The organism is Paraburkholderia sp. GAS33 (assembly GCF_050436645.1).
Lineage (GTDB): Bacteria > Pseudomonadota > Gammaproteobacteria > Burkholderiales > Burkholderiaceae > Paraburkholderia > Paraburkholderia phenazinium_B.
The window spans coordinates 554,865-569,543 of sequence record NZ_JBNDMP010000001.1 but is presented as its reverse complement, the minus strand read 5'-3'; the positions used below and the strand labels follow the sequence as shown (position 1 = coordinate 569,543).

Annotated in this window: 14 protein-coding genes, 1 pseudogene and 1 riboswitch; of the genes and pseudogenes, 8 read left to right on the top strand and 7 right to left on the bottom strand. The window is 61.7% G+C overall.

Annotation, left to right across the window (positions count from 1 at the left end; genetic code table 11):
• Nucleotides 1-92: 92 nt before the first annotated feature.
• Entirely contained in the window at nucleotides 93-1,274 is a 1,182-nt protein-coding gene (locus tag P3T24_RS02625; RefSeq protein WP_429432131.1) for an isovaleryl-CoA dehydrogenase, read from the bottom strand.
• A 209-nt stretch (nucleotides 1,275-1,483) separates the two neighbouring features.
• Here P3T24_RS02625 and P3T24_RS02620 point away from each other — a divergent pair, with 209 nt between their 5' ends.
• Complete coding sequence (locus P3T24_RS02620) at nucleotides 1,484-2,242, top strand: TetR/AcrR family transcriptional regulator (RefSeq protein WP_429433226.1); 759 nt, start codon at nucleotides 1,484-1,486, stop codon at nucleotides 2,240-2,242.
• 13 nt (nucleotides 2,243-2,255) lie between these two features.
• Here the strand turns inward: P3T24_RS02620 and P3T24_RS02615 are convergent, their stop codons facing one another.
• Nucleotides 2,256-3,428 (bottom strand): 4-hydroxybenzoate 3-monooxygenase, encoded by a 1,173-nt coding sequence (locus tag P3T24_RS02615; protein ID WP_429410299.1) that lies wholly within the window; start codon nucleotides 3,426-3,428, stop codon nucleotides 2,256-2,258.
• A 177-nt stretch (nucleotides 3,429-3,605) separates the two neighbouring features.
• Nucleotides 3,606-4,247 (bottom strand): glutathione S-transferase family protein, encoded by a 642-nt coding sequence (locus P3T24_RS02610; RefSeq protein ID WP_429432128.1) that lies wholly within the window; start codon nucleotides 4,245-4,247, stop codon nucleotides 3,606-3,608.
• A 257-nt stretch (nucleotides 4,248-4,504) separates the two neighbouring features.
• On the opposite strand from P3T24_RS02610, the gene P3T24_RS02605 reads away from it, so the two are divergent.
• Nucleotides 4,505-5,314, top strand: a complete 810-nt coding sequence (locus P3T24_RS02605) for a DUF72 domain-containing protein (protein ID WP_429432125.1) — start codon at nucleotides 4,505-4,507, stop codon at nucleotides 5,312-5,314.
• Here P3T24_RS02605 and P3T24_RS02600 read toward each other — a convergent pair.
• A complete protein-coding gene (locus tag P3T24_RS02600) occupies nucleotides 5,303-6,181 on the bottom strand; it encodes a LysR family transcriptional regulator (RefSeq protein WP_074268824.1) in 879 nt (292 codons plus the stop codon). The genes P3T24_RS02605 and P3T24_RS02600 overlap by 12 nt on opposite strands.
• 199 nt (nucleotides 6,182-6,380) lie before the next feature.
• Here P3T24_RS02600 and P3T24_RS02595 point away from each other — a divergent pair.
• The 5 genes and pseudogenes from P3T24_RS02595 to P3T24_RS02575 all read left to right on the top strand — a co-directional run.
• Nucleotides 6,381-6,845, top strand: a pseudogene (locus P3T24_RS02595) (alkene reductase); the annotation flags it as partial.
• 61 nt (nucleotides 6,846-6,906) lie between these two features.
• Nucleotides 6,907-7,896 carry a zinc-dependent alcohol dehydrogenase family protein gene (locus tag P3T24_RS02590; RefSeq protein ID WP_429432122.1) on the top strand — a complete coding sequence of 330 codons (990 nt, stop codon included), beginning with the start codon at nucleotides 6,907-6,909 and terminating at the stop codon, nucleotides 7,894-7,896.
• A 278-nt stretch (nucleotides 7,897-8,174) separates the two neighbouring features.
• The gene (locus P3T24_RS02585; RefSeq protein ID WP_429432119.1) at nucleotides 8,175-8,804 is read left to right on the top strand and encodes a DUF3331 domain-containing protein; all 630 of its coding nucleotides are present in this window, start codon (nucleotides 8,175-8,177) and stop codon (nucleotides 8,802-8,804) included.
• Nucleotides 8,805-9,194: 390 nt separating this feature from the next.
• Entirely contained in the window at nucleotides 9,195-9,941 is a 747-nt protein-coding gene (locus tag P3T24_RS02580; RefSeq protein WP_429432116.1) for an SDR family NAD(P)-dependent oxidoreductase, read from the top strand.
• A 250-nt stretch (nucleotides 9,942-10,191) separates the two neighbouring features.
• On the top strand, nucleotides 10,192-10,587 hold the full coding sequence (locus P3T24_RS02575) for a DUF427 domain-containing protein (protein ID WP_074268828.1): 396 nt from the start codon (nucleotides 10,192-10,194) through the stop codon (nucleotides 10,585-10,587).
• A 105-nt stretch (nucleotides 10,588-10,692) separates the two neighbouring features.
• On the opposite strand, the gene P3T24_RS02570 is transcribed toward P3T24_RS02575, so the two are convergent.
• The 3 genes from P3T24_RS02570 to P3T24_RS02560 form a co-directional block, all read right to left on the bottom strand.
• Nucleotides 10,693-11,448 (bottom strand): SDR family oxidoreductase, encoded by a 756-nt coding sequence (locus tag P3T24_RS02570; protein WP_429432113.1) that lies wholly within the window; start codon nucleotides 11,446-11,448, stop codon nucleotides 10,693-10,695.
• 65 nt (nucleotides 11,449-11,513) lie between these two features.
• On the bottom strand, nucleotides 11,514-11,915 hold the full coding sequence (locus tag P3T24_RS02565; protein ID WP_074268830.1) for a nuclear transport factor 2 family protein: 402 nt from the start codon (nucleotides 11,913-11,915) through the stop codon (nucleotides 11,514-11,516).
• A 139-nt stretch (nucleotides 11,916-12,054) separates the two neighbouring features.
• Entirely contained in the window at nucleotides 12,055-12,972 is a 918-nt protein-coding gene (locus tag P3T24_RS02560; protein ID WP_429432110.1) for a LysR substrate-binding domain-containing protein, read from the bottom strand.
• 287 nt (nucleotides 12,973-13,259) lie between these two features.
• Nucleotides 13,260-13,373, top strand: a riboswitch (glycine riboswitch).
• 41 nt (nucleotides 13,374-13,414) lie between these two features.
• Between P3T24_RS02560 and P3T24_RS02555 the strand changes: the two genes are divergently transcribed.
• Nucleotides 13,415-14,647 (top strand): D-amino acid dehydrogenase, encoded by a 1,233-nt coding sequence (locus P3T24_RS02555; RefSeq protein WP_429432107.1) that lies wholly within the window; start codon nucleotides 13,415-13,417, stop codon nucleotides 14,645-14,647.
• The last annotated feature ends 32 nt before the right edge of the window (nucleotides 14,648-14,679 follow it).

The window sequence follows — 14,679 nt, the reverse complement described above, 5'->3', positions numbered from 1 at the left end:
TGCTTGGCTCTCCTGAGCGCCGCTGTTCTATGCGCCGCCCGGTCCGACCAGGCGGGTTGAGTGGCAACTGAGTGGCAACCGGGTGCCACCAGTCAGGCCGTTTCAGCAAACAGTTCGCGGCCGATCAGCATACGGCGGATCTCGCTGGTGCCCGCGCCGATCTCATAGAGCTTCGCATCGCGCCACAGACGGCCCACCGGGTACTCGTTGATGTAGCCGTTGCCGCCGAGGATCTGGATCGCTTCGCCGGCCATCCACGTGGCCTTTTCAGCGGTGTAGAGAATCACACCGGCGCAGTCCTTGCGCATCTGGCGCACGTGCTCGGAGCCCATTGTGTCGAGTTGGCGACCCACCGCGTACAGATACGCACGGCAAGCCTGCAGCGTGGTGTACAGATCGGCCACCTTGCCCTGGATCAGCTGGAATTCGCCGATCGACTGGCCGAACTGCTTGCGGTCATGAATATACGGAACCACCGCGTCCATCACCGCGACCATGATCCCGGTCGGGCCGCCAGCCAGCACGGCGCGCTCGTAATCGAGCCCGCTCATCAACACCTTCACGCCGCCGTTCAACTGGCCGAGGATATTTTCTTCCGGCACCTCGACGTTCTCGAACACCAGTTCGCCCGTGTGCGAGCCGCGCATGCCGAGCTTGTCGAGCTTCTGCGCCACCGAGAAGCCCTTCATGCCCTTCTCGACGATAAACGCCGTGATGCCGCGCGGGCCGGCTTCGAGATCGGTTTTCGCATACACCACCAGGGTGTCGCAATCCGGACCGTTAGTGATCCACATCTTGGTGCCGTTCAGCACATAGTGGCCGCCCTTCTTGTCCGCGCGCAGCTTCATGCTGACCACGTCCGAGCCGGCGTTCGGCTCGCTCATGGCGAGTGCGCCGACGTGCTCGCCGGACACGAGCTTCGGCAAGTACTTCCGCTTTTGCGCCTCGGTGCCGTTGCGATGAATCTGGTTCACGCAGAGGTTCGAATGCGCGCCGTACGACAGACCCACCGAGGCCGACGCCCGCGAGATTTCCTCCATGGCGATCATGTGGGCTGTATAGCCCATATTGGCGCCGCCGTACTCCTCCGACACCGTCATGCCCAGCACACCCAGGTCGCCGAATTTCTTCCACAGGTCCATCGGAAACTGGTCGGTGCGGTCGATTTCAGCGGCGCGCGGCGCGATTTCTTTCGCCGCAAAACCCGCGAGGCTGTCACGCAGCATTGCGATCTCTTCACCGAGCGGGAATTGCAAACCGGGCAGGTTACTCATTGCAGTGTCTCCAGGAATTCGTGGGATTAGCGAATTTCACGCTAGATTTACGTATACGTCAATAGGTATTTTTGAGTGATACTCAGATACGGGAAATGTCCTCCAAAGCGCCGTTTCAGCGTGCTAAACTCGCCCACACCGGCAGCCTCCAAGGCTCAAAACTGAACTGGACTCATATGATGGCCGCATCGAAGCCTGCACCGACCGCCATGGCGAGGGCCACACCCAGGACAGAGGCGCTTGCATCGCGCCGCGAGCCGGCAGGGCGTAAATCGCAGCAACGCGTGAAGGAAATCCTTCAGGCGGGCCGCGACGTGTTCTCCGAAAAGGGTTACGAACGTGCGACCACGGCAGAGATTGCGCAACGGCTCGGTATCTCCGAAGCGACCGTGTTCAGTTATTTCCGCGGCAAGCGCGAGTTGTGCGCACGGGTGATCGGCGACTGGTACGACGAAATCATCGGTGCAATTGAAGCGGGCCTGCCGCGCGACGGCAGCGTGAGGCAGCAATTCGCGTTCATCGTCCGCATGCATCTTCGTTTGATGCTGGTGAACGGCACGGATCTGTGCGCGCTGGTGCTTTCCGAGGGACGTGCGCGGCATCACGAGTTGAGCGAAGCGTTGACCGATCTGCAGCGGCGCTACACGGCCCCGCTGATGCGCGTGCTCGCCCATGGCCAGGAAACCGGTCAGATTCGTGCGGATGTGCCGTTACGGCTGCTGCGCTCGATGGTGTTTGGACCCATGGAACACGTGCTGTGGGATGCGACGCTCGCCAAGCGCCGCACGGATATCGAAGCCACTGCCGACAGTCTGATCGAGGTGCTATGGGCGGCGCTGCAGCCGCCCGATGCGGCGCTCGCCGCCCTGGTGCAGTTCCGGCATGAGGTGGGTGAAGCGAGCCGGCGGCTGGAAAAGGCACAAGCGGCAGAAGCGGCGAAGGCAGCACACAAGGCCGCCAGCGCCTAGGAATGCGCGAGGTTTACACCGGCGCCACGCCAACATAGTTCTCCGCCATCGCAGTAGCCGCTGCCCGCGAGGTAGTGACATGCTCGAGCTCCGCCACCTGCAGTTGCTGCTCGAACGGCGAGGCATCGTCGAGCCGGTGCATCATGCGCGTCATCCAGTACGAGAAGTGCTCCGCGCGCCAGACGCGTTTGAGCGCGGTAGCGCTGTAGTTATCCAGCAGATCCCGGCGGTTTTCCGCGTAAAAGGCCAGCAAGGCAGCGGTCAACACACGCACATCGGCGATCGCCAGGTTCATGCCCTTGGCGCCCGTCGGCGGCACGATATGGGCCGCATCGCCAGCCAGAAAGAGCCTGCCGTGCTGCATGGTGGTCGAGACAAAGCTGCGCATGGCAACAATGTTCTTCTGGAAGATCTTGCCGTCCACCACTTTCTGACCGTCGGAAGAATCGACCCGCGCGTGCATTTCGGCCCAGATGCGATCGTCGGACCAGTTGTCGACGGAGTCCTTCGGGTCGCACTGGAAATACATCCGCTGCACGTTCGCCGAACGGGTACTGACCAGCGCAAAACCCCGTTCGTGGCGCGCGTAGATCAGTTCGTCGGAAGACGCCGGCCCTTCGCACAGGATGCCAAACCATCCGAACGGATAGACGCGCTCATAGTCCTTGCGCAAGACCGCAGGAATCGACGCTCGCGACACTCCTTGCGACCCGTCGCAGCCAATCACGAAGTCGCACTGAAGCTCGCACGCCTCGCCTTGATGGCGAAAGCGGATTGAAGGCGTATCCGTATCGATACCGTGAATCGAAGTATCCGACACGCTAAACAGCAAGGTGCCACCCGCCTCCAGCCGCGCCGCCACGAGGTCCTTGATGACCTCGTGCTGGGCATAGACGGTGATCGAGTGGCCTGTTAGTCCGGTCAGGTCGATCCGGCGGCGCTTGCCCTCGTAAGCCAGTTCAAAGCCATGATGCAGCGCGCCCTCGGCCTTCATGCGCGCGCCGACACCGGCCTCGCAGAGCAGATCCATGGTGCCCTGCTCGAGCACGCCGGCGCGGATGGTGGATTCGATCTGCGCGCGCGTGCGCGATTCGAGCACGACGGACTCGATGCCACGCAGATGAAGCAGATGGGAAAGAAGCAGGCCTGCCGGCCCGGCGCCGATGATGCCGACTTGGGTACGCATAGATGTCTCCTGTCGCGGTCGGTGAGAGTTGGCGCTTTAGCGCCGACGCTCACCCCATGCAACGCAGTTGCGATTGGCGGTAATTGATTTGTGGATCAAGTGTGCCGACCGCGGACCGTATCGCGCAACGCTATATGACAGATAACAACTATGCCGTTTTGAGATAAGGCCGTGACTTCAGGTCAACATCGGCGTCAAGTCCGGATCGCCTTTGGCCATCGCCCGCTGATAAGCAGGCCTTGCACCGATGCGCTGCAGGTACGCGAGTATGTTGGGATAAGGCGTGAGATCGAGAGGATGGAACAGGCGCATCGTGGTCAGCGAGAAAACGCTCATGATGTCGGCTGCGGTGAATTCGCTGCCCGCGAGATAGTCGTTATGCGCGAGGCGCGTCTCGACCAGTGCCAGCACTTTTTCAAGGCGATCGAGCGACGACGTTTGAACCGGATGGTCCGGCGCCAGTCCGCAACGTCCCACAGTCATGGTTCGAAGCATGACCGGCTGCAGATTGCCGTTGGCGAAGTGAAACCAGTAGAGATACGAAGCAAAATCCGCATGGTCCGATGCGTGCTGCAAACGTCCATGACCATAGCGGGCGAGGATGAACTCGACGATAGCAGCGGACTCGGCCAGCAACATGCCGTCGACTTCCACAAGCGGCGCCGCGCCAAGCGGATGCAGCGCCTTCAGCTCCGGCGGCGACAGGCGCGTGACGGAGTCGCGCGTGTATTTCTCGAGCTCGTAGGGAACGCCGAGCTCTTCGCAGAGCCACACGATCCGTTCGGATTGCGAGTGGCCCAGGTGATGGATCTTCAGCATGTAACTTTCCTTGTAAGAAGCGTGGCGGTGATCAGGCGGGGTTCAATGGACAAGCGTGCCACCTCGCGTTTCAGGTTCCATATAACCTGAATTCCAATACGTTAGCGTGAAAGTCGCCACTCTTGACATGGTCGCGCTCGCAACTCATGGACACATGCGATCGGATTTGCCAGGATAAGGGAAGGCATCGAACTTGCTGAGCCCCTTGGAAAAGTCGTCGCACCACGCGGCACCCCAAACAACGAGGACAACCGCATATGGCAACGCGCACGAAACCGCAGATCAGGGTCGGCATTGGCGGCTGGACGTACGCCCCATGGAGAGGCGTGTTCTATCCAGAGGACCTGACGCAAAAGCGCGAACTGGAATACGCGAGCCGCCAGTTGACCACCATCGAAATCAACGGCACCTTCTACGGTTTGCAAAAGCCCGAGAGCTACATGAAGTGGCACGACGAGACACCCGACGATTTCGTGTTCTCGCTCAAGGCGCCGCGCTACGCAACCAACCGGCGCGTGCTGGCAGAAGCCGGTGACAGCATGGAGCGCTTCTTCGCCAGCGGCCTCACCCACCTGAAAAACAAGCTCGGGCCGATCAACTGGCAATTCGCCACAACCAAGCAATTCGATGCAGAGGATTTCGAAGCATTTCTGACGCTGCTGCCCAAAAAGCTGGACGGGCTCACGTTGAGGCATGCGGTCGAAGTCCGGCACGAGAGCTTCCGTAGCGAGGCCTTTGTCGCGCTGGCGCGCAAATACGGCGTCGCTATCGTGCTCGCGGCGGAAGGCGAGTATCCGCAGATCGCCGACCTCACCGCGCCCTTCGTGTACGCCCGGATCATGGGGACTTCCGAAAAGCAGGCCCAGGGCTACTCGAAGAAGGCGCTCGACACATGGGCGGAACGGGCCAGCCAGCTCGCCGCGGGCACAGTACCGGACGACCTCGAACCGGTCGCGGCAGACACCGGCGCGAAAAAGGGACGCGACGTATACCTCTACGTGATCAGCGGCTTCAAGGAACGCAATCCCGCAGCAGCGCTAGGGATCATCGAGCGACTACATCAATAACTCATCCGCCCTCGAAAGAAACAGCTTCAACACTGCAGACGTATTCGATTTGCTGTAGCCGATCACCAGATCGATCGTCGGCGCCTCGCCTTCGAGCGGACGGCTCACTACCGACCATGGCAGCAGATTGTTCGCGTACTCGGGCATCAGCGCCAGACCGCGCGTAGAGGCTACTAACGACATCGCCATCGCGAGGTTGTCGACACCATGTTCGGGCGCGACCTCAATCGCCTTGTCCTTCAGATACTTCAAGATCACCTGATGCAGCACCTTGGCCTTGTTGGTCGCCATGATGAAAGGCTCACCCGCGAAATCCCCGGGGCGGATGGTGGCCCGCTCAGTGAGGCGGTGATCGCTCGGCATCAGCACGACCAGTTTCTCCTGGCTCACGACGCGATAGTCGAGATCGAAGCCCGGTTCCGCGCGTAGAAACGCGAGGTCGAGCTTGCCGCGCGCGAGGGCGTCCGCCAGATCCGGCGAGTAGTGGCTCGACACCGTCACGTCGACCTTCGGCAATTCCTCGCGCAACACCTGCATCGCGCGCGGCAACCACGTCATTTCCTGCCCTGTCAGAAAGCCGAGCGCAAAGACCGGCTTGCTCGGCTGCGCCGCGCGCCGCGCCGCTTCGCCCGCTGCATCCACCTGCGAGAGCGCGAGCCGCGCGTGATCGAGAAACGCCTTGCCTGCGGCCGTCAGTTCGACCCCGCGCGCGCTGCGGCTAAACAGGTCGGCACCGACCTCCTCCTCCAGATCGCGGATCTGCCGGCTCAACGACGGCTGCGAAGTGAACAGCCGACGCTCGGCCGCGACCGTCAGGCTGCCGGTCTCGGCAACCGCAATGAAATACCGCAAATGGCGTAGTTCCATAGGCCCTCGAATTCGATCCATGCCTGATAGGCATGCCTGCCAGCTTACAAAGTCTTTTAGCTTTCGACAAGACCTCACTACATTACCCATCAGGCGGCGACGGGACGGCGGTCCACTCATTCAATCCATGCTTGCAATATATATCTACCCAGCAAAGGAAAGATCATGGCTCACTTGTTCACTCCCAGGAACGTCGGCGCTTTCGGTGTTCGGCGCCGAGCGCGTAGGTGTACGGATCTCGCCGTCCGTCGAATGGGGCGGTATCTCCGATAGCAACCCGGAAGCCACCTTTAGCTACGTGGCTAAAGTACTCGACGGTTACGGTTTGGCCTATCTTCACGTGATCGAACCGCGCATCAAAGGAGACGGCACGTTGCATGAAGGTCACGCACCGGTGGCGGTGAAGTATCTGCGCGCGCACTTCTCAGGTCCGATCATCGCCGCAGGCGGCTTCAATGGCGCCAGTGCTGAAGCGATCGTCGCATCCGGCAATGCCGATCTGGTGGCTTTCGGTCGTCACTTCTCGTCGAACCCGGATCTGCCCTATCGCCTGCAGCACAACCTGCCGCTCACGCCATACGTGCGCTCCGCGTTCTGGGGCGGCGACGAAAAGAACTACTCGGACTTCCCGGCTTACGAAGAAGCCGAGACGGTGTGCTCCTGAGCACTCGCCGTAACGCTCAACGCACGACACCACCAGCATCCACTCACATCACGAGGTTTCTATGTCACGCACAGTTCAGTTTGCCAAAGCCGGCGCTCCCGAAGTGCTCGAATTCGTCGAGCATCAGGTGCGCGCCCCCGGCCCGCATGAAGTTCGCATTAAAGTGAAGGCAATCGGCATCAACCGCGCCGAATCGATGTGGTGTCTCGATGACTATATCGAGCCCGTCAAGTTTCCGGCCGTTCTGGGGTACGAGGCCGCCGGCGTCGTCGATGCGGTGGGACCGGAAGTGAACGGCATCGCGGCCGGCGACGAAGTCAATGTCATGCCGTCGTTCTCGATGAACAGCTACGGCACGTACGGCGAAATCGTCATCGTGCCGGAACATGCGGTCGTGAAGCATCCCAATTCGCTGTCCTATGCTGAGGGCGCCTCGGTGTGGATGATGTTCGTCACTGCATACGGCGCGCTGATCGAAGACGCCAAGGTCACGAAGGGCGACTTCGTCATCATTCCGGCGGCCTCGAGCAGCGTGGGACTTGCGGCGATCCAGATCGCCAATTACGCGGGCGCAACCTCGATCGCGCTCACACGCACCTCGGAAAAGCGTCAGCAGTTGCTCGACGCCGGCGCGGCACACGTGATTGCCACGGAAGAAACCGACCTGGTGCAAGAGGTCAAGCGCATCACGGGCGGCAATGGCGCACGCGTCGCCTTCGACCCGGTCGGCGGCCCGACCTTGACCAAGCTGGTCGAGGCGCTGTCCTTCAACGGCATCCTGTACATCTATGGCGCGCTCAGCACCGATGTCACACCGCTGCCGATCCTCGACATGATCGCCAGGGTCATCACCGTCAAAGCTCACAACATCTGGCTGACGAGTGGTGACGAGGCCCGGCGCAAGGCCGCAGTCGAATATGTCCTGAAGGGACTGGAAAGCGGCGCGCTCAAGCCGGTGATCGACCGCACCTTCAAGTTCGACGAAATGGTTGAGGTGCACCGCTATCTGGAGAAAAACGGCCAGTTCGGCAAGATCGTCGTCACTGTCTGAGCACAAGGGGCGCCTCGCCGCGCCCCTTCATTGTTGGCCGAACCCAAACATTGTTTTCAGGGAACGCGCATTTATCTCGCGTGAGCCGGCCGATAAGATGCGTTCGAGGGTGTCGCCAATGACACCAGCCTTCCGCCTTCAGCCCCGTTGTGCCGCGCGCCGTCACGACGGGCGTTCGCGTCTTTGCGACGCGTCGCGGGTTGCCGCGCTCAGCCGTCCCGACCCGTCGTGGCGGGCAGAGGCGGTCCCGGGGAGCGGAATCAGATAAAGGATTCGACGTGAACGTTACAGGACCCGAGCCAGACCTGGCAGCCACGATGAACGCACCCACGGGGCGCAGCCGGCACCTGAAGGCAGATGCGGCGCAGCGTAACACTGTGGTTGAACGTGCCTTTTCGACCGCTGGCGAGGCGCTTGCGCGTCCCCGCCTCGCAGATCCATGGGCAGTGGTGATTGCCGGATTGAAAGAAAGCGCCTTGTCCACGCAGGACGAGATGGGTGATAGCGATGTGGAAGAAGCGGCGGCTACGGGCCGCATGCAAGGCGCGCCTCGCCTCTCCGCGACGCGCTCCGGTCGCGATTGCGCCAACCCGGCGCGCCGAGGTGCAGCGGCTGATCGTTCGCGCGGAAGGGCCGCCGAAAACAAAAGCGCCGTGGTGACGTTTGTCGAGCGTTTCACCGCCAAATCGGTTTCGATTACGTGGCGCGACTCCACCGCCGCCAACTACTGCGAACAGTTGTGGATTCGCAGGATCGCGCGCTCGCAGGGCATTTGCGCCATCACGGGATCCAGCATCGTACGCGGCGACGCGGTTTATGGGCCCGCAGGCCGCACTGCGGCACGGCCGGCCAATGCCGCGCAAATGGTGCTCGCCGAAGCGATCGAGGAACTCGAAGCGTCGCTGTAACGCGCATCGAATCTGCAGGGTGGTCTTCCGGCCGCGCGACGGTACCACAGCGCGGCCAGATCACCAGGCTGTGGCTGCCTGGGAGGTTTTTTTGATCTTCCGGTCGTGCACGCCCCAACATACTTTCATTTCCCCGACACCCTCCTATAGCAAGCCTCATTGGGCCACTCAGCGCCCATCATGCGGCATTGCGTTTGCAGCACATGCCCGCGAGGCATGGCCACCAGCCCACAAAGTCTTTTTCCTTTGTGCTGTGCACCCCTAAATTAGCTCTCATGGCAGCGACGCGAACGTCCACCCCCCGCGCGTCACAGCTCTGAACTACCGGATGACGAACACGCATCCGAACTTCACAGGCACAGCAGCTTTTAACCTCACTGGAGATTGACCATGACTAGCCTGACTGGAAAAACCGCTCTCGTCACCGGCGCTTCGCGTGGCATCGGCCGCGCCAGCGCCCTCGCACTCGCCAGACAGGGCGCAGAGGTCCTGATTCACTACAGCAGTGGCGAGAAGGAGGCCGACGCTGTCGTTGCCGAGATCCGCGCAGCCGGCGGCAAGGCAGAGAAGGTTGGCGCCAATCTGCGTGCGGCAGACGGTCCGCACAAGCTAGCAGCAGCGGTGCGTGAAATGGTCGGCGAACGGCTGGACGTTCTGGTGGCCAATGCCGGCATCTCCAAGGCCGCGAGCATCGAGGACACCACCGTTGAAGATTTCGACAATCTGTTCGCGGTGAATGTGCGGGCGCCCTATTTCCTCGTGCAACAGCTGCTGCCGGTGCTTGGCCAGGGCAGTAGCGTCGTACTGCTGTCGTCGCTTGCCGCCCATTCCGCGGTGGGCGTGCTGTCGGCCTATGCCTCGACCAAAGGCGCGGTCGATACGCTCGTCAAGCATTTCGCCTCCGCACTCGGCGAACGTGGCATTCGCGTGAATGCGGTTGCGCCTGGCGTAGTCGCCACCGACATGTCGAACTTCACGAAGACGGATGCCGGTCGCGACATCACGCTAGGCATGCAGGCATTGAAGCGCATCGCGCAGCCCGACGACATTGCCGGTGCGGTCGCGTTCCTCGCTTCCGATGCGGCCCGCTGGGTCACTGGCGACACGCTGCACGTGGATGGCGGCTCGAAGCTCTGATTGAACAGTAATCTGGAGGCGGCCTTTGTTATTTCGCCGGACGTCCGAACGCGTATGGTCTAGCCTGTCTTCATGTGATCGAACCGCGTGTGACAGGCATCGAGACACTCGTGGAAGACCTGGCCACCGGTCGCGTCATCGTTCCTGCGCAAAATCGTCAAAGGGCCGATCATAGGGGCAGTGGCCCGCAACACCCGTCTCGCCGAGCGCGGCCCACGCTGCGCGGCGAATCAACCCAAGGAGTGTTTCAATGTCAAGCAACCTGAACCAGACAGGCAAGACCGTCAAGATTCCAGGCGCCGATCATCCGATCACCGTCGAGCCGAACCCGGCGCGCATCGTCGTCAAGCTCGGGGGCAAGGTGATCGCCGACACCCGCGAAGCATTGACGTTGCGCGAAGCGGCCTACCCTGCTGTCCTGTACATCCCCAGAAAGGACACGGACATGACGCTGCTGGAGCGCACCGAACATACGACCTATTGTCCGTACAAGGGCGATTGCTCGTATTTTTCGATCCCGTCGGGCGGAGAGCGTTCGGTGAATTCGGTCTGGACCTATGAACATCCGTACACGGCAGTCGCGGCAATCAAGGACCACCTCGCCTTCTATCCGGACCGTGTAGATTCGATCGAAGTGCACGCCTGAGCCGGCGAACTTCGCGACTTCATGACGGTTATGACTTACCGCGTGAGCAGCGTCCCAGCTTGCTCACGCGGTCTCTCTCTTCAACGATCTTCCACAGACGACCGCTCACCCGCCAAACACCTCGACCATCTGGGCATTGAACCCGTTCACGAGTTCATGTTCACCCGGCCCGGGATTGCCGCGGAACAGCACGGTCGCATCCACCAGCACCTCATCGGTGTCCGTACCGAGCACTGCGATAGTCTCGTTGATAAACGCATCCAGCGGCATCGCCTGTTCAGCTTCGCGGCTGTTCATCAGGTCGGTGCGCACCCACGGCGGCGCGATTTCGAGGACTCGCACCGTGGTATCGCGCAACATGAAGCGCTGCGACATGATGTATGAATGCAACGCGGCCTTGGTCGACGAATACACTGCAGTCACGGCCAGCGGCACGAACGCCAGCACTGAGGTCGTATAAGCGACCACCGCATTGTTCTTCGTCTTGAGATGCCCGAGCAGCGCCGAGGTCATGCGGATCGGCCCGATCAGATTGGTCTCGACGGTAGAAACCAGCAGCACATCGTCGATCCGGCCCGCAGCGCTATCCGGTTGCATGATGCCGGCGTTATTGATCAGCACATTGAAGTCGGGATAGTCGCGGATCAGTTGCGCCGCGGCCCGCTCGATGCTTGCCGCGTCAGTCATGTCCAGCTCGATGGCGGCCATGCCGGGGTTGGCTGCGACCACCTCGTCGAGAAGGCCGCGACGGCGTCCGCTAATGATCACCTTGTTGCCGCGCTGATGCAGCGCCTCGGCCAATGCGCGCCCGATACCCGAGGTGCCGCCTGTGATAAAAATCGTGTTTCCTGTCAGTTTCATGATGGTGTCCTAAATAATGTTCAAGGCATCGTGGTTTCGAAGTCCAATGTTTCTGGGCTAGGACTTCACTCCGGGAAACGGTCGCCGAACATCGGCAGACCGCTCGCGGATTGCTCCCTGGTTGCCTCGTCCTGCAATACGTCCCAGTGCTCGGCGAGCTTGCCGTCTTCGAAGCGGACCACGTCCGCTGCAATCCACGCGGCTGGCCTGCCGCTGCCGGAGAAACGGCCATGCGCGATCACGTAGTCGCCTTCGGCCACGATCAGCTGGTTCTCGTAACGTAGCGTGTCAGGCAGCGTGCGGATCAGACCGAACAGCCCGTCGCGCCCCGGTGCAATGTGTGCGCTGTGCTGGATATAGCGGTCCGACCAGAAGCGTTCGGCGGCCGCGTAGTCGCGCTTATTGAAAAGCGTATCGAAAGCCTCGAGGACGAGGGCCTTGTTCTGCTCAGGCGTGGTTGTGCTCATGTCAGTCTCGATAGATGAAGGTAGATGAGTCGAAGCGCCGCCGGACATCTCGGACGTCGACGGAACGCAGAGCCGGAACGGTTGCGTGGTGAAGTAAAGATAAGGGCGGCTGAACGGCAGCGGTAGCCGCTCTTTTTCGCTATCTCTTATGTATGCGGCGCATAGATGGCCGCGCTTCACGGCGCAGATCGGCCATGAGGTGTTCGACGACTGCGCGCCCTGCCGCGCGGGTTGCCCGGCCCATTGGAAAGTACGCATGCACTGGGACGGCGTCGGTCGTCCAGTCGGCGAGCAGCCTGACGAGCGAACCGTCGGCCAGCTCGCGCCGGCAGGCCCATTCGGTCGTGGAGGTAATGCCGATACCTCCTACCGCGGCGGCGACAGCGCCCTCGTTTTCATTGGTCGAGAAATGCGCTTCGAGATCGACCACCACCTCTTCGCCGGCACGCTCGAATTTCCAGCCCGACGGGACCACCGACGCCGGCCCGCCGACGATGCGATGCCGCGTGAGATCCTCCGGCCTCTCCGGCGCGCCATAACGGTCCACATAGTCGCGCGAGGCGATGATCACGCGCTGGATCTGCGTAATCAGCGTGGCGGTTGCGCTCGAATCGACCAGCCGCCCGAGCCGGATAGCGACATCCACCGCGTCCTTGACGAGATCCTGCGGACGGTCGCCCAGCAAAACCTGCAGACGTAGCTCCGGATGAAGTTCGAGAAACGGTGTTAGACGCGGGATGACCTCGCGAATCGCCACACTGGCCGGCATGCTCATGCGCAGCATGCCGCGCAGTTCGCCGCCATCGCGCACGCTGTGTTCGGCGTCTTCGAGCGCGATCAGGATTGAATCGAGACGCGCGAGGAACTCGGCGCCGGCCTCGGTCAGCACGACGGCACGCGTGGTCCGCGTGAGCAGCCGCGCGCCGAGGTCGGTTTCCAGATCGGCGATGATGCGCGATACCTGCGATTGCGACAGCCCGCATTCGCGCGCCGCAGCGGAGAAGCTGCCAAGACGGGCGACGCGGGTGTAAAGCTTGAGGGAGAGGATGTCCTTCACGGTGGCGGCTGTAGGTGGTTGCTGGAGGCGGGTGAGCCTGGGCAAAGGCTATACGATTGATGCATATTTCGCAAATGTCAGGCGAATCCAGTGCATGGTTGCCGGGCCGCGTGTCATCCTGATGTTCGAACCAGGTCGCATTGCAAAAATCGCTTGCCCTATTTTTTGGGAAAGGCTACCTTTACGCCGTTCTACACGCTGTCGCGGGAGAGACTGTCACGCCGAAAGGCGGTGGCGGCGCCGACGGAGCAACCGCCCCGGAAACTCTCAGGCACAAGGACCGCCCAGCGGGAACATCTGGAGAGCGGCGCTTTCAGCGCCCACCGAAGGGGATTTCCGTCCGCCCGGCAACGGGGTGCGCACGGAAAGAAACTCTCAGGTACATGGACAGATGGGGCATGGAAGCCGGAAACGGCCGTGCTCACTCACTCTGGACCATGACATGTCACGTATCGCCATCATCGGCGCCGGCATTACCGGCGTCACGACCGCTTACGCCCTTGCGCAACGCGGCTTCAACGTCACCGTGTTCGAACGCCATCGCTATGCTGCGATGGAAACCTCTTTCGCCAACGGCGGCCAGCTCTCGGCCAGCAACGCGGAAGTGTGGAACAGCACCGCGACGGTCCTCAAGGGCCTGCGCTGGATGCTGACCCGCGACGCACCGCTCCTGCTCAATCCCCTGCCGAACTGGCACAAGTACTCGTGGATGGGTGAATTTCTGCGGCAGATTCCGCACTACCGCGCGAACACGATTGAAACCGTGCGGCTCGCGATTGCCGCGCGGCAGCATCTGTTTTCGATGGCGGAACGCGAGGGGATCGATTTCGACCTCGAACGGCGCGGCATCCTGCACGTGTACAAAACCCGCAAGGAGTTCGATGCAGCCGCGAAGGTGAATGCATTGCTCAAGGAAGGCGGTCTCGAGCGCGAGCCCGTAAGCGCTGACGAAATCCACCGGATCGAGCCCGCGCTCGACGGCACCTTCCACGGCGGTTTCTTTACACCGTCCGATTCGACCGGCGATATTCACAAGTTCACGCGCGGTCTCGCTCAGGCATGCGAGCGCCAAGGTGTCGAATTCCATTACGACACGGAGATTGCTTCGATCACGCGTGATCAGACTGGCGCATTCAGCATTGCGGCCACGAAAACGGGGCAGCCGTTTCAGCAGTCGTTTGCGCGGGTTGTGGTGTGCGCCGGTGTCAGGAGCCGCGAATTCGCCTCGATGCTGGGCGACCACGTCAACATCTACCCCGTCAAAGGTTATTCGATCACCGTCTGTCTCGACGATGAAGCGAGCCAGCAAGGCGCTCCGTGGGTCAGCCTGCTCGACGACAGCGCGAAGATCGTCACCAGCCGCCTCGGCGCCGATCGCTTCCGCGTGGCAGGAACCGCTGAAATCAACGGCTTCAACCGCGATATCAGGGCCGAACGGATTGCGCCCCTGGTCGACTGGACGCGCCGTTATTTTCCGCAGGTGAATACGTCGCGCGTCATACCGTGGGCCGGTCTGCGCCCCATGCTGCCGAGCATGTTGCCGAAGGTGGGCAAAGGCCGTTTGCCGGGCGTGTTCTATAACACCGGCCACGGGCATCTCGGCTGGACACTTTCGGCGGCCACGGCTGCAGGTGTAGCGGACGTGATCGAGCAGACCAGCCAGCGCGCGGCCTAGCCCTCTCCGGCTGCTCGCGGGCGTTCAGAAGC